Here is a 17,662-nt window from a genome sequence, read left to right on the forward strand (position 1 = left end):
GCCCGTGGGGGATATCGGCAGCGCGTCTTCAGCTGTTCGCCTCCACGAACTTTCTGTGGATTCGCTTCCCGCCAAGACTCGAATGGTTGTAGAAGGAATCGATCGTCTGCTGGTCTACTCAATTCCGATGCGCCTGCGCTTTCGCAATATTGAGGTTCGCGAAGGTCTTCTTCTGCACGGTGAATACGGGTGGGGAGAATGCGCGCCTTTCTGGGATTATGACCCGCGTGAATCCTCTACCTGGCTTGCTAGTGCATTGGAGGCTGCCCGAGTAGCGCCACCCTGGCCTCGGCGCGAAAAAGTGCCGCTCAACGTGACAATTCCGGTGATTTCGGCCGAAGATGCGCGCAGGCGGGTATTCGATAATCCGGGCTGTGCGACTGCAAAAGTCAAGGTTGCCGATGCGCGTTCTGACCTTGAGCGTGATTGCCAGCGTGTTCAGGCCGTTGCTGAGGCTCTGGTTGAATTGCATGGTGCATCTGCGAAAGTGCGTGTTGATGCCAACGGCGCTTGGGACAGGGAAACTGCTCTGACTTGGATTGCTCGTCTGAATCGCGCCGCCCAAGCTGTAGGCGGTCTGGAGTACGTTGAACAGCCCTGCATGGCCGTTGAAGACCTTGCGTGGCTGCGGCGCAAACAAGATGTACCTCTCGCAGCCGATGAATCGATTCGTCGAGCGGAAGACCCACTCAAGGTGGCTCGCCTCGAGGCAGCTGACGTCGCCGTGATCAAAGTTGAACCTCTGGGAGGAGCGGGCGCCGTTCTCCAATTGGCAGAGGAGCTGCCCATGCCTTTGGTGATCTCTTCGGCCTTGGAAACCAGTTTTGGCTTGGATTATGCGGCTCGGGTGGCCTGCGCTTTAGATCAGGAACCACGCGCATGCGGCCTGGGCACGGCCTCGCTATTGAGCGGCGATACCGCGGTCTCGCCTGTGCGCGTAGTTGATGGCAATATGATTCCCACCGATCTTGCTGTGAACGAAAGCCTGATCACGCCCTCAGCACCCGACTCTCGGCTCTGTGAATCCTGGGTGAACCGACTCAATGCGATGGCATCCCACCGTTAAAGATCATGAATAGAAGTAGAAGTATGTACCCCTCACAAGCTTTGGCTGAGTGCATCATTGATTCCCTGATTGCCGGTGGAATTCGCGATTTTGTGTACTGCCCCGGATCGAGAAATGCGCCCTTCGCCTATGCGCTTGCGCGGTATGAGGCTTTGAGTGAGAGCCCAATCCGCGTGCACATTCGCCTGGATGAACGTTCGGCCGCGTTTTTTGCCCTTGGCTTAACGTTAGGGCAAGGCAGTGGTTCCCCAGCTGCGCGCGCCTGCGTCATTACGACCTCGGGGAGTGCGGTGACGCATCTGTATCCCGCGATTAGCGAGGCCTTTTACTCTCGTCTTCCTCTTGTTGCTATTAGCGCGGACCGTCCCGCTGAATTGCATGGCGTTGGCGCGTCCCAAACCATGGCTCAGAAGGGAATTTTTTCCGACCATATCGGGGGAGAATGGGACTTTTCCTCGGACAGCGCTGAATTGGCTAGTGTTCCTGGCCGTGTTGCGCGTGCTCTTGCAGCTGCTGCTGGTCATCCTTCCGGCACTCCGGGGCCAATCCACTTGAACTGCGCTTTCCGTGATCCGCTTACTCCCAGCGACGAGGCCGAGGCCTCTAATAGCGCTCAGCTTAGGGAAAATCGCGATGGGGGAGCCGAGATCTATCCTTCCCAGATTGTGCGTGAACCGAGTGCGGAGGCTGTGGTCAAGTCCGATCTTGCAACGGTTGTGATTGCTGGTCACGGCGCACAGGATTCGGTGCTGCGCTGGGCTGAGCGCTCGCGGGTTCCAGTTTTTGCCGAGCCTATGGTTACCGGTGTGAGCAGTGAAGTCCTCATTCCCTTCCAGCAGACTCTGTGTGCGGATTCTGATGTCGTTGCACGAATCGGTCAGATTGTTGTCACTGGACGTCCAACATTGTCGCGTCCGATCCAGAAACTTCTAGCTTCTGATAAGCGCGTCATTGTTGTCTCTCCCTATGCAGCGTGGACGGATCTGCATGGCATGGCATGCTGCGTTGTTTCGTCGCTCACCCAATCCGATCGCGTGGATGCAGCCATCCAAAGTTCTTTGTGTGAAGACTTGTTTGCACGTGCTCAATCGGTGGCTCGCGGGGTTGATGAACTGATCAATTCCTATGGTGATGAGCTCAGCGAAATTGGTGTTCTTGATGCCCTGTGGCATGACTGCTCTCATATTTTCCTTGGCGCATCGAATCCCGTCAGGGTCGCGGATCTCATTGCCGGACGCCACGGCTATGATCCGCAGGGGAATTCTGAGAGTGATCATCGAGCTCCCCAGCAGGTGTGGTCGAGCCGAGGCCTTGCGGGAATTGATGGAAATGTATCGACCGCTCTTGGCTGGGCGCGCGCATTGGAAAAAGCATATGAATGCCCGCAAACGGTTCATGCCGTAATGGGGGACTTAACCTTCTTGCATGATGCCTCTGGGATGGGGATGCCTCTCGGAGAGGAATTTCCCCGTTGTCGGGTCATTGTCCTAGATGATCAGGGCGGCTCGATTTTTAAGAGTTTGGAGCATGGCCAGCGCGCTTCGAAGGCTGTGTATGAGCGCTATTTCGGAGTCGCTCAGCGCGTGGATATCACTGTGCTTGCTCAGGCGTATGGGGCGAAGATTCATCGCGTGAGTTCAATGCCCGAGCTTCGAGCGATTTTGAATACAGAGGCTGATGGGCTGGAAGTGCTGCAGCTCTCCATTTCGCGACCAACGAAAGATATTGCATTTTTGCGATCGTTGTAGGATGCTAATGTAACGATTTGATAACGAAATGAGATGGGTTGGTCATGAATCCAGAAGAAACCACTCCTCAAGGTGATGCGCGCTTTCAGCCTGACGCGCAAGAATCCGCCCAGCAATCGGCCTCGCAAAGCGGCAGCGTGTCTGCGCCGATGCAGCACGAAACCATGCCACTTCCTGCAGTAACTCCTACCACTTCTGAAAGTGAAGCAGCGCATGCTTCCGCTCCTGCTCAGTCCCCTTCGTCCGAGGCTTCGGCAGAAGGCGAAAGTCCGGCTGGAGTTCCCGCGGGTCCGGTCCCTACTCTTCTTGAGACGCATAACCCCCGCCGCGGACCCGGCTGGGGAGCGCTTGTGCTGGCGATGGCCTGCACCGCGGGCCTAGCCATCGGGGGCACCCTGGTCATTGGGCAAAACCTGCATTCTTCGGTGACAACACCGTTGGTTAGCCAGACCTCCGCGCCAGCTCAGAGCAATTCTGCTGGAACCGCAGTTGATTGGGAGAATGTCGCACAAACCGTGTCTCCCGCTGTCGTCACTATTTCTGTTTCGGCTCAGAATTCCTCGGGAATTGGCTCGGGTGCGATCGTTGATTCGGCTGGAAACATCGTCACCAACTACCACGTCATTTCCTCGGTCGTTGATGGAAGTGGACGGATTCAAGTAACCCTCACTGATGGCCGAATCTACGAAGCAAAGATTGTTGGCACAGATAAGAGCACTGACCTTGCGGTGATCCGCTTGGTGAATCCGCCCTCAGATCTTGTTGCTGCTCAGTTTGGGCAATCCTCTGATCTCAAGGTCGGTCAGCCCGTCATGGCCATTGGTTCGCCCCTTGGTCTTTCGAATACGGTGACAACGGGTATTGTCTCTGCTCTCAATCGTCCTGTTCAGGTGCAGGCCTCGGAATCGCAAAATCAGGACAACTCAAAGGATCCTTTCGGTCAGCTTCAGCAGCAGGGCAACCAGAGCCAATCGATTACAACGAATGCCATTCAGGTCGATGCTTCGATCAACCCCGGTAACTCCGGTGGCCCGCTATTTAATGAGCACGGCCAAGTGATCGGTATTAACTCCTCAATTGCATCGCTCTCCTCATCTCCGAACTCTGAGGCGGGATCAATCGGTCTGGGATTCGCGATTCCTTCGGACTTGGTTGTTTCGGTTGTCAATCAGCTCATTCAAAACGGAACAGTTGACCATGCTCGATTGGGCGTCACTGTCAGTACCGGTGCCGCGCGAGTAGGAAACGACACCCGCGCGGGCGCGCAGATTTCTGGTGTGAGCCAGGGGTCTGGAGCTGAAGCTGCAGGCTTGAAGGCCGGGGACGTGATCACCAAGATTGATGGGAACACTGTCACCTCGGCGCAGTCCTTGGTTGGTTATGTCCGTCGCTATACGGGTGGCCAAGAGGTGAGCGTCACCTACGTGCGTGACGGTGTTGAAAACACTGCAAAGGTCACGCTTCAGTCAGAGCACTGAGCTAAAGGTTTAAAACCTCGAGCAACGGCCGCATCTTGGTCTGGGTCTCCTCCAATTCGCTGCGGGATGATGAATCTGGCATGATTCCGCAGCCGGCGAAGATCCTCAAGGTGCGGTCGTTGTTCTCTAATTGACCACAACGCAGAGCAATGCCGAATTCCCCATTTCCCGCACCATCAATCCAGCCGACGGGGCCTGAATAACGTTCGCGTTCCGTGCGTTCGTAGGCGTGAATCAGATCCAGTGCGTCATCGGTGGGAGTTCCGCACACTGCGGCAGTCGGATGCAGTTGGGCCACCGCATCAAGAACGCTTCCCTGGGGGAAAGTTGCATAGACATCAGAACTGAGGTGGGCAATATTGGGAAGAATCAGTACATCGGGACGTGCGGGCGCTTGAACATCCTGCGCGACAGAAAGAAGCGCGGCCACGACGGACTCGACCGCAAAAAGATGTTCAGAACGATCCTTTAAAGACAGTGGGAGCGAATCTGCATCCTCGGGTTTGCTACTTCCTGCAAGGACGCGTGAATGGAGTTTTCCCTGGTGAAGGGAGACCAGCATTTCCGGAGTTGCACCAATTAATCCTGCAACGGCGAAGGTCCAAGTTTGGGGATAACGCTGATGCAGATGCTCAACCAAAGCGGCCTGATCAAAGGGAGAGTCAGAAATGATCGTCATGTCGCGGGCCATGACAACTTTTCCGGCCTCTTCATTGCGAAGTGCGTCGATGATTTCATCAACCGCGCCGCACCATGCCTCCTCGTTCATAGCGCCAGGGCCAATACTCAGCGTTTCGGCAGGTGGAAGCTGGTGATCAATAACCTCAGCATCAAAAACAGGTTTGTCGCGCGAATCGATTGAGCTCGTCACCAAGAAACGTGTCGAACCGCGAGTGATGATGAGAAAAGTCGGTACAACCAGAACACGTTCCCCGTCGTCCTCAAAAGCGCAGGATGCAAATGCAATTGGAAGGACCGGTAAATCAGGTCCCCAGGCATCGCGCGCACCTTCAGCCCAGTGGATCTGCGCTTTCTCGCGAACTAAATCCCACACTCGCGCGGCTTCGGTGATCGCGGCGTTTTCCCCGGCCTCGACAAGGGGAGGGCGGTCCTTCCCACGCTGCCAACGCCACGCTTGTCCCCAGCCGACCATGGCCTCGTCGCGAATCCACGCGCAAACTTCAGAGGTAGGGAGGAAAGAAGTCAATGGAAGATGCCCGTGAGGGGAGGAAGGATCGATGCGCTCAACCCAGCAGTACAGGGTAGGGATCGGCGAAAAGTGTCCGGAGGGCATGGTTCAATGCTAGTGCTTTGCGTGAGCTTCCACTTAAGTGTGCCGATGTGGCGCGTAAATGGGAAAATGTATGCATGAGTGAACAGACTGCCTCCCAGCAGCGTCGAGCAGATCTTGGAAAGTCTCAAGATCAAGTGGCCGCAATGTTTGATGATGTCTCTTCGCGTTATGACGTGATGAATGCACTGCTGAGCGGCGGAATGAATTTTGTCTGGCTGAAGGCTTTGACCAATGCGCTGGCGCCGAAGCCCTCGGATCGGATTTTGGACCTAGCAGCTGGAACGGGTGCCTCCTCTGCAGAGATTGCGCGCAGCGGTGCGCGCGTTGTTGCCTGCGATCTTTCCGCCGGCATGATCGAGGTAGGACGCAATCGTCACCCCGACATTGAATTCGTCCAAGGCGACGCGATGGATCTTCCTTTTGAAGATCAGTCTTTCGATGCTGTCACCATTTCCTACGGTCTGCGAAATGTTCCAGATCCCAAGCGTGCACTGGAGGAAATGGCTCGCGTTGTGCGCCCCGGCGGGCGACTGGTCGTCTGCGAATTTTCGACACCGACCTCTGTGCCTCTGCGTGCGGGGTATTCATTGCACCTCCAGTATGTGATGCCGCTGGTTGCGCGCCTAGCTTCTTCAGATGACGTCGCCTATGACTACTTGGCGGAGTCGATTCGCGAGTGGCCCGATGCTCCCGAAGTTGCACACTTGATTGCCGAGGCCGGGTGGAGTGACGTCCAATACCGTTACCTGACGGGTGGGATCGTTGCTCTTCATCGCGCTGTGAAGCACTGAAGTTCCGCAGGTTTTTGCTCGAGTGAGGAGTCGGAGCTTCTCGCTTGGGGACTTTGTCAAGACCTTTGCATAAGTGGGGGTAGAGAGCGCATAATAGGGGTGTCAAAGATGACCCCTGAATGGAGCTAAAAATGTCTGCACCCCTACGTGTTGGCGTGATTGGTTTGGGCGCACGGTGCGTCATTGCCGAGAATTGCCACAAAGCCACGATTCCTGCAGAACTGGTTGGAGGATGCGATCCCAATCCCGCGATGCGCCAGCGCGCGACAGAAGTTTTGGGTGATTACCCGTGGTTTGAAACCCTCGATGAGCTGCTGGAACTGGGCATTGACTGCGCAATTGTTACCAGCCCTGATGACACTCACGAAGACATCACCTGCGCGCTTTTGGAAGCTGGGGTTGCGGTCTATCTGGAAAAGCCGATCGCGATCACTATTGAGGGTTCTGATCGCGTTCTTGAAACCGCGTACAGGACCAAGACTCCGCTCTATGTGGGCCACAACATGCGACACATGGCGGTTGTGCGCATTCTGCGTCAAGTCGTCCAAGATGGTCTGATTGGTGAGGTCCGAGCAATTTGGTGCCGTCACTTTGTGGGCAATGGCGGTGACTATTACTTCAAGGATTGGCATGCAGATCGCAGTCGAACGACTGGGCTGCTGCTTCAGAAAGCTGCGCACGACATTGATGTCATGAACTGGCTGTCTGATTCCGTCCCCGAGCGTGTCGTTGGCATGGGAGATCTCATGCTCTACGGAAAGCTTAGTGATCGCAGCGGGCAGAAGTCTGATGCGGTGATGAGTGACTGGTTCTCTTTCGACAACTGGCCGCCCGCGTCTCTGACCGGTCTTAATCCCGTGATTGATGTCGAGGATGTCTCCATGCTCATGATGAGGCAGGCTTCTGGCACTCTGATTTCCTACGAACAGTGCCACTTCACTCCCGATTACTGGCGTAACTACACCGTGATTGGAACCGAAGGTCGAGCGGAAAACTTTGGCGATGGTGAAGGCGGGGTTGTTCGCGTATGGAAGCACCGCAGTGGATGGGAGCCCACTGGCGATATCGAGATCCCCATTAAGGGTGATGCTGGCGGACACGATGATGCCGATGTCGCAACGATGGACGAGTTCTTGCGCTTTGTTGCCAAGGGTGATCGGACCGATACGACGCCGCTGGGGGCTCGCGAGGCCGTTGCTGCGGGAGTGCTGGCCACCAAGTCACTGCGTGAGGGTTCTCTTCCCTTTGATGTCCCGCGTGTCAGTCCTGAATTGACGAGGTACTTCGAGAATAACCAGGATCGAGGAGCCTGAGACTCAGGTGAAAAGTGGGGGGTGGCTGTGGCCACCCCCCCAATCTTTTAGGACACGATCAATTTAGGAGACGATCTGAATAACTTCCGATGCGGGGAGTAATTGCTCTCCGCACGCGTGGGCTGTAATTTGGTCGATTCCGCGGCATACAGCACCTTGAACCACTCCGCGTCCGCCGAGCTGAGAGACGCGGATTTCGGGCATGTGGATCGTGAGTTCTTCGAGGCGTGAAGAAAACTCATCCTTCCACAGGTCTGCGGATGCCGAGATACCGCCGCCAAGGATGAGAACTTCTGGGTCAATCGTCAGGATCAGCGCTGCTGCTCCAAGGGCAAGGTCTCGCGCGAATTCTTTGATAATCCGCGTTGCTTCTGCGTCGCCATCCCTCATCCGGTCGCATACCCACCGCGCTGCTGAGCGATGAGAGAGGTCAGCAGGAAGCTGTGAGTGTGTTAAGAAATGTGCGGGCGTCTTGTACCAATTGAGGTGGGGGAGTGCACCGATTTCTCCAGCCGCACCGGCTGAGCCCCGACAGACCTTTCCGTCAATCATGAAGGACGCGCCAATTCGTGCACCCGCCATGATGTAGACAGCAGAAGAAACATCTTGCGCCTGGCCAAGGTGAGACTCTGCATCCAGAGCGCACTTACAGTCATTCTCAACGGTAACTGGGCGTTTGTAGCGTGCCTGAAGCTCTTGAACCATTGGCACGCTCTCCCAACCGGGAAGAGGACCGCCGAAAGGCATTCTTCCGGCCTCGTCAACGGGGCCGGTAACTGCGACCGAAATCAGTGCGAGACCGTCTCGATAGGACGGGTTTTTCTCAAGGGTGTGGGAAATAGTGTGCTGAACAGCTTCCATTCGCCTTGGAGCAGCTGAAGAAGGGGCCAATTCGGTTTCTTCTGCGCACTTTTCTTCACCGCATAGATCGGTCAAGGAAGTTGCGATTCGGTTTGCCCCAATATCGACACCCAAGACGAAACCCGACTCTGAACGGAAACGGTAGCGCTTTGCGGGGCGCCCGGTCGGAGGTGAGGTCGGTGGCAGGGATTGGACCCATCCCAAACGCTCAAGATCAGTGATCGTTGCATTGACCGAAGTGCGTGAGAGGCCCGTTGCGGCAGCAATTTGAGAGGAAGTTGTGTCCTCAATAGCGCGCAGGTGCGCGAGCACCGCGAGGGAATTCATTTCCCTGATGCGGTCGGGGCCGTAGGTCTGAGTCATGGCTCTCTCTTCGTTGGGATGAGACCAATTCAGCGTAGGCCCAGGAAGGAAATCCTGAGCCTACGCTGATAGGCGAGTCGAATAATTCTGAATACTCGACAGTTGCGACGCCTATCAGGCGCGCGTGCGGCGAATCAGAAGGGCTCCAAGCCCAAGCGCCCCCGCTGCGATTGCAAGAACAGCGCCACCGACGGTGCCGGTGCGCGCCAGCTTCGTCTTGGGGGCTTCTGCACTCTGCTTTTCAGTAGAAGTGCTAGCTGCCTTGGCTTCAGTGGAACCGCCGGGCGTGTTCGAGTCATTGCCCTTTGGCGTGGAAGGCAGAGCCGGAAGCGAGGTGCCCAAAGACACCGTTCCCAGGCTCAAGTAGCCGGGAAGGGTTGTGCCCATTGCTTCGTTTGCAAATGCCACAGGTACGCCATTGGGTAGCGGATTGACAACCCGAAGGACTGCAGTGAGATCTCCGCTTGCGGGGGCGGTAGCTGCCTGGGCGCCACGTTCTCCAGCGCCACTGCTCAGGTCAAGCGTGGCCTCGACAGTCGTTGAAGATCCGGGCTGAACAGAGGGAAGCGGGGACTCAATGGTCTTGGAAACGACCTTCTCTCCCTTGCTGTTTACCAGCGCGACCTCGATTGGCCAATTCGCGTAGAAGGGGGCGAGGCCGGTGTTAGCGATCTCTGCTTCGACGGTGACGGAGGAATCCTTCACGGTCGTCCGAGCCTTCTTAGCGCTCAGGGTGTAGCCCATGAGGGCATTTGCTTCCTTTGCTCGCTCCAGGTCTGCGCCCTTGTATCCGACAAGGAAAGCCTTGTGGTTGATGAGCCAAGTCGCGTGGGTGGCCTTGATGGACTCAATCATGTCGAAATTGCGACCCTGTGCTTTTTCTGCTTCCGCACCCGGGCAATTCAAAGGCTGAGAGAAGATGCAGGTCTGCAATGGCGGGTAGACTTCGCCACCGATCGGAACGTTCTGCCATGCCTTGTCTTCGCCCTGATTCTTCATGTGTGCCATGAAGTGCCAGTCAACATTGTCAAGGGTTGAGTAGGCGAAAGAGTCATCGTGGTAGCCCATGTGGTGGGCCTTCGTTGCCTCGGTGGGAAGGCGGTACAGAATGTGGGTGTCGTTGAATGCGCTGTCCCATGCGGCAACCAGCTTGGCACGGAATTCGTCGCTGGGCATCCAGTTTTCACCCTTGGGGTTGTCTGCGCTCACTTCGCCGTTCATGGGCCACGTGTGGTCTTCTCCCCAGAAACCGATGAGTCCGGCGGTCAGATAACCCACGCGCGCATCACCGTCATACTTTTCGCCCAGTGCCTTGACGAAATCAAGCATCATTTCCTGAACACGGGGGTCGTTGTAGTCGGGCGAGAATGATACGCGATTGTTATCAAAGACCGTGTAGGTACGGGAAGTGTTGATTCCTTCATCGATGAGATACTGCGGAACTCCGGACTTCCTGGTGGGGTAGTCAAGGTAGAAACGGAACACTGCTTGGTGGCCGCGGGAGGCAATAGCATCGAGCATCTTGTCGACCTTGCTCCAGTCGTAGACACCCTTTGCGGTGACAACGTCACTGACAGGGAAGTAAGTCCATTCCATCGTGTAGGGAAGCGCGCCTTCTGCGGCAGGCAACTCGCTTCCATCGTCGGGCGCGAAGGGGAAGAAACCCTTGAGAGGGTTGGAAACGGGGGCCGGGGCGCTCTTGAGTTGCGTCCATTCCCCATTTCCTGAATCCGAGGCCGTGGCCGGCAGGGCGGCAATCGTCAGTGCCGTCGCGAGTGCGCCTGAGAGAAGAAAAGCTGGTGTTTTTCTCATCGTCGAGAGTCCTTTCGGGCGATTGAGCTCTGTCATTGAGCTCGTGACAAGTAGTGAAGCAGAGTGGGATCAGCTTTGTCAATGGTCTTGACAAACTTTGTTCAAGGTGTTTAATTAGTGCCTGTCACAGCAATGGAGGTGTACTCAATGAAGAGCCCCACACTTGCGGAAGACCGGTCAGGGACCGGTTCTGATTCGCAGAAAACCAGCGCGCAACAGGGAGCGCAGCTGGCAGGCAAGAAGCAGGGTCTGCGCTCGAGCGCAGATGCGGCTGGAACTCGCACGCTCAAGCGTCGCGATGATCGCCGGGCAGCAGCTATCTTCCTCATTCCAACCTTCATCGGTTTCTTCATCTTCTACGTCTACCCCGCACTTCGGGGCCTGTGGTACTCATTCACAGACTTCAACCTGATCGGCGAGGCCAACTGGGTTGGCCTGGACAACTACAGCAAGGCAATTGCCGATAAGGAAGTCTGGAACGCCTTCAAAGTCACCATTGCTTACGCGCTGTACAACATCGTGGGACAGACTTTCCTCGGATTGCTTCTTGCAGCACTCATGCAGCGATTTGCTCGCGCAACCTGGGTTCGCTCACTCTTGCTCTTGCCGTGGCTTGTTCCCAATGTCGCCATCGCGCTGATCTGGGGATGGCTCCTCGATTCGAATATCGGTTTTGTTACTCACCTACTTTCAATGGTTGGTGTTGATGGCGTGACTTTCTACAACGCCAACGCAGCAATGCCGATCGTCGCTGGAATTAATATCTGGGCCTACACCGGATACACCGCACTGCTTTTATACGCAGGCATGCTGCAGATCCCCGGTGAACTCTATGAAAGTGCGTCGCTAGATGGTGCTGGCGAGACGCGAATGTTCTTCGGAATTACGCTTCCGCTTCTGCGTCCTGTTTTGGTTCTGGTCCTGGTCATGGGTCTGATTGGATCCTTCCAGATCTTCGATACGGTTCAGATCGGTTACGCCGGACATCCAATTCCCGCAGTTCGCGTCATTTACTACTACATCTACCAGCAGGGCTTCACCTTCCTGAAGATGGGCTACGCCTCGGCCGTCGCAATGCTCCTGGTTGTCGTTCTGGCAATCTTCACTGCAATCCAATTGCGCCTCATGCGCGCCGGCTCGTCGGATCTGGCCTAAGGGGACCAATCATGCTCAAGAAATTCCAACCTTCCAAAGTTGTCGCGTGGGCAATCATTGCGATCGCAGTTCTTGTGACGGTTTTCCCCTTCTATTGGATGATCCGCACGGCGATCACACCGCAGGCCGATCTCATTGCCGAATCAACGAGGCTGTGGCCATCGCACCCGACGATGATTAATTTCAAGCGAATTCTTGGATTGGTTTCCGTTGAAGAAGCCATGGCAGCCGGTGGTAGTGGAGCAACGATCAACTTCGCTATTGCAACAACGAACTCGCTGATTTACGCGGGCGGTATTGCCATCATTCAGACCTTCTTCGCTTCATGCGCGGCCTACGCTTTCGCCCGTTTGAAGTTCCCCTTCAAAAATGCGCTCTTTGCGTGCGTCATTGGTGCGCTCATGATCCCCGGGATCTTCTCGCTTCTGCCGAACTACGTGTTGATTAAGCAGCTTGGCTGGCTGAACACGATGCAGGGCATGATGCTTCCCGCACTTTTCATGGCACCCTTCTCAATCTTCTTCCTGCGGCAGTTCTTCCTCTCCCTGCCTCGGGAAGTGGAGGAAGCGGCAATGCTTGACGGATTGGGACCCGTCCGCCGTTTCTTCAAAGTAACCATCCCCATGTCCGCAGGACCAATCATGACGATGACCCTCATTACGATCATCGGCATGTGGAAAGACTTCCTCTGGCCGCTGCTGACCGGGCGCGAAGGCGCTCAGCTCCTCACCGTTGCTCTGGGAATTTTCCAGCAGCAATCGCCCAATAGGGCACCCGACTGGACCGGACTCATGGCAGGGTCAACGCTCAGCGTCATCCCGGTCCTGATCCTCCTGATTCTCATGGGACGCAAGCTGGTTGAGTCCCTGAACTTCTCTGGAATCAAATAGCACGAAAGTGCCTGAAGAGAAAGAACCACACATGAAAACTCGTACCGTAGTCTCAGCGGGGATTGTCGCAGCAATGGCGCTGTCCCTGGGCGCGTGCAACGCCAACTCCTCGAGCACCTCGAGTTCCTCGGCATCGGGCGACGGTGTGACCGTCAGCTACTGGCTGTGGGATGACCGTCAAGCTCCTCTGTACCAGAAGTGCGCTGACGACTTCCACGCAGAAAACCCGAACATCACCGTCAAGATCACCCAGACCGCATGGGGTCAGTACTGGGATACGCTGACCACTCAGCTGGCAGCATCGAACGCCCCCGACACCTTCGTCGATCACTCCACGCGTCTTCTCCAGTTCATTGATTCCAAGCAGATTCTGGATATCACTGACAAGGCGAAGGAAGCTGGAATCGATGACTCCATCTACCAGCCCGGACTTGCTGATCTGTCGAAGTTCGAGGGCAAGCGTTACGGCCTGCCCAAGGACTGGGACACCATGGGTCTGCTCTACGACACCGAGGTCGCAAAGGAAGCTGGCTACACCAAGGAAGACATGGCCAAGCTGACCTGGAACCCCACCGATGGCGGCACCTTCCAGGAATTCGTTGCAAAGACCACAGTTGACGCCAATGGCCACAACGGACTTGACCCGGCATTCGATAAGAACAACGTCAAGCGTTACGGCTACTACCCCGAGTGGGCAGACGGCGCAATCGGCCAGAACGGCTGGGGCGAATTCGCCGCTTCCAACGGCTTCACCTACGGCGACAAGACCGTGAACCCCACCAAGTTCAACTTCGCCGATAAGAGCCTGGTCGACACCCTCGCTTGGGAACGTCAGCTCATCGAGAAGGGCTACGCCCCCAAGTTCGATAAGCAGTCCTCGCTGGGCACCGACGCAACGATGAACGCAGGTATTGCTGCATCGACCATCGCCGGTTCCTTCACCGTCTCTTCCTACCTGGGTGCAGATGCGCAGAAGAAGTTCGCCTACGCACCCCTTCCGATCGGCCCCGTTGGACGTCGTAGCGCCATGAACGGCCTGCACGACGTCGTGTGGAGCGGTTCGAAGCACCCCGATGAGGCATTCAAGTGGATCGCCTACATGGCTTCCGACAAGTGCCAGATCAAGGTCGGCGAGTCCGGCGTCATCTTCCCCGCCAGCATCAAGGGTACCGAGGCGTCCCTGAAGGCACGCGAGGCAAAGGGCCAGGACAACTCGGCATTCACCACCGTCGTTGAGAACAAGGAGACCTTCCCGGTTCCCGTCTTCTCACACGGTGACGAGGTCAACGCTCTGATCCAGGACGCAATCCAGGAGGTCGCCGGTGGCGCCGATCCTCAGGCGACCATGACCGCGGCCAACGAGAAGGCAAACGCTCTGCTCAAGTAAGCCACTGAGCGGGTCCCGCCCCCGTCGATTACCCAATCGCAGGGCGGCGGGACCCGCTTTCCACACCCAAACCCAAAACTTTCCTTTCCTTCTGCACCGCTTCCCGCGGCCTCGTCAATGAAAGAACGATCATGCAACGTCTGGTACTTTCCCTTCCCAACGCCACTTTGAGCGCGTCAGCCGATGCTCAGCTCATCGAGCAGGGTGACAACTACGCAATCATTGACGCCAGCCGTGTCGCGCTGCTCCACGGAATGGAAAGTGGCCAGTACTACCGCAGTGGGCACAATTCTTGGTCGCCCTCGGGCTGGAATTCGCTGAGCGATGCGCCGCTGCGCGTTCCCTCTGATGAACGTCGGACAACCGCCGATGACCCGGGCGCAGATGACGCCGTCCGCCACCACGGTTCGTGGATCGGTGCGGTCGTTGAAGAAGAGGGTGGCGCAGGTTTCCTCATCGGTGCGCTCGCGGGTGGGCACCCGAAGGTTCGTGCCGATGAAGATGTTTTTGTTGGCTTCGACGAGATTCGTCCGGCTCGCTGGTTTGTGAGCTGGGGCAGTGAAGCGGAGATTTTCGAGGCCTATGTGGAGCAGCTGCGCTCTCGGCGTCGTAGCCCCGGTCAGGCACCGCGCGTGTGGTGTTCCTGGTATTCCTACTACGAAAACGTTTCCTGGGACGTTCTTGCGGGACAGCTTCCCGGGCTTGCAAAACTTGGTTTCACAGCCTTGCAAATTGATGATGGTTGGCAGCTAAATGTAGGCGATTGGCGTCCGAATGCGAAGTTTGGACACGATCTTGCGGCCTGTGCGCGTTACATTTCCGATCTCGGCGTGACTCCCGGTCTGTGGATCGCTCCCTTCATTGCTCGCGAAGGAACGCCTTTCCTTCAAGCGCACCCCGAAGCTTTCGTTCACGACGAAGATGGGAAGCTCGCTATCGCCGGATACAACTGGGGCGGTCCCTACTATGCGCTGGATACGACGCACCCTCTGGCGCAGGAATATCTGCGCGACACCATCGGATACCTGCTTGAGGCTGGGATCCGCTATATCAAGACGGACTTTATTAACGCAGCGGCCATTGAAGGCGTGCGTTTTGATCGCGAAGCAAGCCCCGATGACGCATTTGTTTTGGGTTCGCAGATTTTGCGTGAGGCTGCAGGGGAGGGCACCTACCTTCTGGGTTCTGGTGCCCTGATCATCCCTGCGATCGGGCTCTACGATGGAATTCGAGTGGGCTGCGATGTTGCGCCCATTTGGAAGAACTACGCGACTGATGATCGTTCCGACGCAGAAGCGCGCAATGCTTTTATGGGTTCTGTATCGCGGCTATGGCTGCGTGAGCTCATCGATGTTGACCCCGATGTCATCTTCTTCCGCCACATGAAGAACCTGCTGAATGATCAGCAGATTGGGTGGCTTCAGGACGTTGCTGCGGTCGCCGGTTTTAAGTCATCTTCCGACCCTCTGGTATGGCTGACGGAGCAGGAACAGGCAGAGCTGAGCCAGTGGCTTGCTCGCCACGAGGACGTCCAGCAGATCTCGCGAAATGTCTGGTCTCTGGACGGTCGAGAGGTTGACTTCGGTCCCGGTTTGGCCGAGCCGGAGCACTGCTACCCGGTTTCCTAAGGATTTCCGCGCCGATTAACGCAACAAACATATGTGCAAATTGAATACGGGTGTGTGCTCGCTCACGCCCCTAAAGTGTTGTTCTCACGGACTTTTTGGCGTGCTTTCGCGGCTTCGTATACCGGTGACTATGGTCTGAACTGGACCCCGATATAGGTTCGTCGTTGCGTGGAGCGTGAAGGAGGCGTGGTGAGCCAACAGGCCCAAGACATGAACGCTGATGTCGTTATTGTCGGCGCTGGCCCAGGTGGTGCATCTACCGCCTATCATTTGGCAACCCTTGGTATTGACGTCCTTCTTGTCGATAAGGCACGTTTCCCGCGCGACAAGATCTGTGGTGATGGCCTGACTCCCGCCGCCGTCCAAGAGCTCATCCTCATGGGTGTCGATACTTCTGGTTGGGCACGAAACCGCGGTTTGACCGTCATTGGCGGTGGCCACACCATCCACATGGAGTGGCCCGATCAGGCTTCACTTCCGGGATACGGAATGACTCGCGCGCGCATGGATCTTGACCACGCACTGGTCCAGCGTGCACAGAGTGCGGGAGCTCGCCTCGAAGAAGAACTCACCGTTACCGAGGCCCTCCAAGACTCCGCGCACCGAATCTGTGGTGTTCGCGCGCGTCGAGGCCGTGGCAAGAATGCCCAGGACGTGACAATCCGCGCCAAGCTGGTTGTGGATGCTGGTGGCGTCTCTGCAAAGGTTTCCACCCGCCTCGGAATTGAAAAGAATCCCAAGCGTCCCATGGGCGTTGCGGCGCGCACCTACTTCCGTTCCCCTCGTGGCAACGAAGAGTGGATGGAATCGCACCTGGAACTCTGGGCGGGCGAACCCGGGCACTCGGATCTGCTTCCTGGATACGGCTGGATCTTCCCCATGGGGGATGGCGTCGTCAATGTCGGACTGGGCTCTGTGGCCTCGACGGCAAGTGCGACAAACCTGCCCTATCGTCAGGTTTTCGAACAGTGGATGGCCAACCTTCCCGAGGATTGGGGATTTACCCCAGAGAATCAAATCGGTGAGCTCCGCAGCGCAGCTTTGCCGATGAGCCTTAACCGTCAGCCCCACTACACCAATGGATTCGTCATTGTCGGCGATGCCGGCGGAATGGTTTCTCCTTTTAACGGAGAAGGAATCGCACCCGCGATGAAGGCTGGACGCTACGCGGCCGAGGCCATGGCTCAGGCTCTTGCCCGCACGCACCGCGCTGGCGTTGACCGAGCGATGAGCGCCTATCCCCAACGGATCCGCGACGAATACGGCGGTTACTACCAGTTGGGACGCATCTTTGTTCGTCTCATTGAAAATCCGCGAATCATGCGCCTGTGCACGACCTACGGTCTGCCCATCCCGCGCCTGATGACCCTGGTTCACAAACTTCTGTCGGATGGCTTCGAACGCCAAGGCGGCGACTTCGACGACCGACTGATTACGACCCTATCCAAGATGGTGCCATCAGCATGATGGCTACGAAGGTACACCCGATGTGGGAGGAACGATGACAAATCCCTATGTTCCGCTGCTGATCATGGCTGCAGCCGCCATGGTCTTGGCGCTGGGCGGGCTGGGCGCATCCGCAATTCTGGGGCCAACGCGCAAGAATCGCACGAAGGCCGATAACTATGAATGCGGAATCGACCCCACGGAGCAGCACCTGGAGCGTGGACGCTTTCCTGTGCGCTACTACCTGGTAGCTATGACCTTCATTGTCTTCGACATTGAAGTCGTGTTCATGTACCCGTGGGCCGTGAGCTTCAACCAGCTGGGACTTTTCGGATTGGTTGCCATGCTGACCTTCATCGCGGTGATCACCGTCCCCTATATCTACGAATGGCGCCGCGGCGGACTGGACTACTGAGGTAAGAGGAAAACA

14 protein-coding genes are annotated in these 17,662 nt (G+C 56.6%); 11 read left to right on the top strand and 3 right to left on the bottom strand.

Annotated features, from left to right (window positions below; translation table 11 throughout):
* Positions 1 to 4 precede the first annotated feature (4 nt).
* Genes HGAS_RS05950 through HGAS_RS05960 form a run of 3 tightly spaced genes read left to right on the top strand, consistent with a single transcriptional unit; the run spans position 5 to position 4,292 of the window.
* Positions 5 to 1,066: an o-succinylbenzoate synthase gene (locus HGAS_RS05950; protein WP_019126929.1), complete on the top strand. Its 1,062-nt coding sequence runs from the start codon at positions 5 to 7 to the stop codon at positions 1,064 to 1,066.
* 23 nt (positions 1,067 to 1,089) lie between these two features.
* Entirely contained in the window at positions 1,090 to 2,814 is a 1,725-nt protein-coding gene (gene menD, locus HGAS_RS05955; protein ID WP_019126930.1) for a 2-succinyl-5-enolpyruvyl-6-hydroxy-3-cyclohexene-1-carboxylic-acid synthase, read from the top strand.
* 44 nt (positions 2,815 to 2,858) lie between these two features.
* Positions 2,859 to 4,292, top strand: a complete 1,434-nt coding sequence (locus HGAS_RS05960) for a S1C family serine protease (protein WP_019126931.1) — start codon at positions 2,859 to 2,861, stop codon at positions 4,290 to 4,292.
* Between the two features lies 1 nt (position 4,293).
* Here the strand turns inward: HGAS_RS05960 and HGAS_RS05965 are convergent, their stop codons facing one another.
* Positions 4,294 to 5,586 carry an isochorismate synthase gene (locus tag HGAS_RS05965; RefSeq protein WP_019126932.1) on the bottom strand — a complete coding sequence of 431 codons (1,293 nt, stop codon included), beginning with the start codon at positions 5,584 to 5,586 and terminating at the stop codon, positions 4,294 to 4,296.
* A 74-nt stretch (positions 5,587 to 5,660) separates the two neighbouring features.
* On the opposite strand from HGAS_RS05965, the gene HGAS_RS05970 reads away from it, so the two are divergent.
* Both HGAS_RS05970 and HGAS_RS05975 read left to right on the top strand, forming a co-directional pair.
* A complete protein-coding gene (locus HGAS_RS05970) occupies positions 5,661 to 6,377 on the top strand; it encodes a class I SAM-dependent methyltransferase (RefSeq protein ID WP_019126933.1) in 717 nt (238 codons plus the stop codon).
* 131 nt (positions 6,378 to 6,508) lie between these two features.
* Positions 6,509 to 7,690, top strand: a complete 1,182-nt coding sequence (locus tag HGAS_RS05975; RefSeq protein WP_019126934.1) for a Gfo/Idh/MocA family protein — start codon at positions 6,509 to 6,511, stop codon at positions 7,688 to 7,690.
* A 63-nt stretch (positions 7,691 to 7,753) separates the two neighbouring features.
* Here the strand turns inward: HGAS_RS05975 and HGAS_RS05980 are convergent, their stop codons facing one another.
* The gene (locus tag HGAS_RS05980) at positions 7,754 to 8,914 is read right to left on the bottom strand and encodes an ROK family transcriptional regulator (protein WP_019126935.1); all 1,161 of its coding nucleotides are present in this window, start codon (positions 8,912 to 8,914) and stop codon (positions 7,754 to 7,756) included.
* A 114-nt stretch (positions 8,915 to 9,028) separates the two neighbouring features.
* On the bottom strand, positions 9,029 to 10,726 hold the full coding sequence (locus tag HGAS_RS05985) for a DUF4832 domain-containing protein (RefSeq protein ID WP_019126936.1): 1,698 nt from the start codon (positions 10,724 to 10,726) through the stop codon (positions 9,029 to 9,031).
* A gap of 147 nt (positions 10,727 to 10,873) precedes the next feature.
* Between HGAS_RS05985 and HGAS_RS05990 the strand changes: the two genes are divergently transcribed.
* The 6 genes from HGAS_RS05990 to HGAS_RS06015 all read left to right on the top strand — a co-directional run bounded on the left by HGAS_RS05990 (position 10,874) and on the right by HGAS_RS06015 (position 17,647).
* Positions 10,874 to 11,881, top strand: a complete 1,008-nt coding sequence (locus HGAS_RS05990) for a carbohydrate ABC transporter permease (protein ID WP_019126937.1) — start codon at positions 10,874 to 10,876, stop codon at positions 11,879 to 11,881.
* Between the two features lie 11 nt (positions 11,882 to 11,892).
* The gene (locus HGAS_RS05995) at positions 11,893 to 12,771 is read left to right on the top strand and encodes a carbohydrate ABC transporter permease (protein WP_019126938.1); all 879 of its coding nucleotides are present in this window, start codon (positions 11,893 to 11,895) and stop codon (positions 12,769 to 12,771) included.
* 31 nt (positions 12,772 to 12,802) lie between these two features.
* Positions 12,803 to 14,158, top strand: coding sequence for an ABC transporter substrate-binding protein (locus HGAS_RS06000; protein ID WP_019126939.1), 1,356 nt, complete (start codon positions 12,803 to 12,805; stop codon positions 14,156 to 14,158).
* A gap of 131 nt (positions 14,159 to 14,289) precedes the next feature.
* Positions 14,290 to 15,786 (top strand): glycoside hydrolase family 36 protein, encoded by a 1,497-nt coding sequence (locus tag HGAS_RS06005; protein ID WP_019126940.1) that lies wholly within the window; start codon positions 14,290 to 14,292, stop codon positions 15,784 to 15,786.
* Positions 15,787 to 15,996: 210 nt separating this feature from the next.
* Positions 15,997 to 17,253 carry a geranylgeranyl reductase family protein gene (locus HGAS_RS06010; protein ID WP_034234069.1) on the top strand — a complete coding sequence of 419 codons (1,257 nt, stop codon included), beginning with the start codon at positions 15,997 to 15,999 and terminating at the stop codon, positions 17,251 to 17,253.
* Between the two features lie 34 nt (positions 17,254 to 17,287).
* A complete protein-coding gene (locus tag HGAS_RS06015; RefSeq protein ID WP_019126942.1) occupies positions 17,288 to 17,647 on the top strand; it encodes an NADH-quinone oxidoreductase subunit A in 360 nt (119 codons plus the stop codon).
* Positions 17,648 to 17,662 lie beyond the last annotated feature (15 nt).

The organism is Actinomyces sp. ph3 (genome assembly GCF_000308055.1).
GTDB lineage: Bacteria > Actinomycetota > Actinomycetes > Actinomycetales > Actinomycetaceae > Pauljensenia.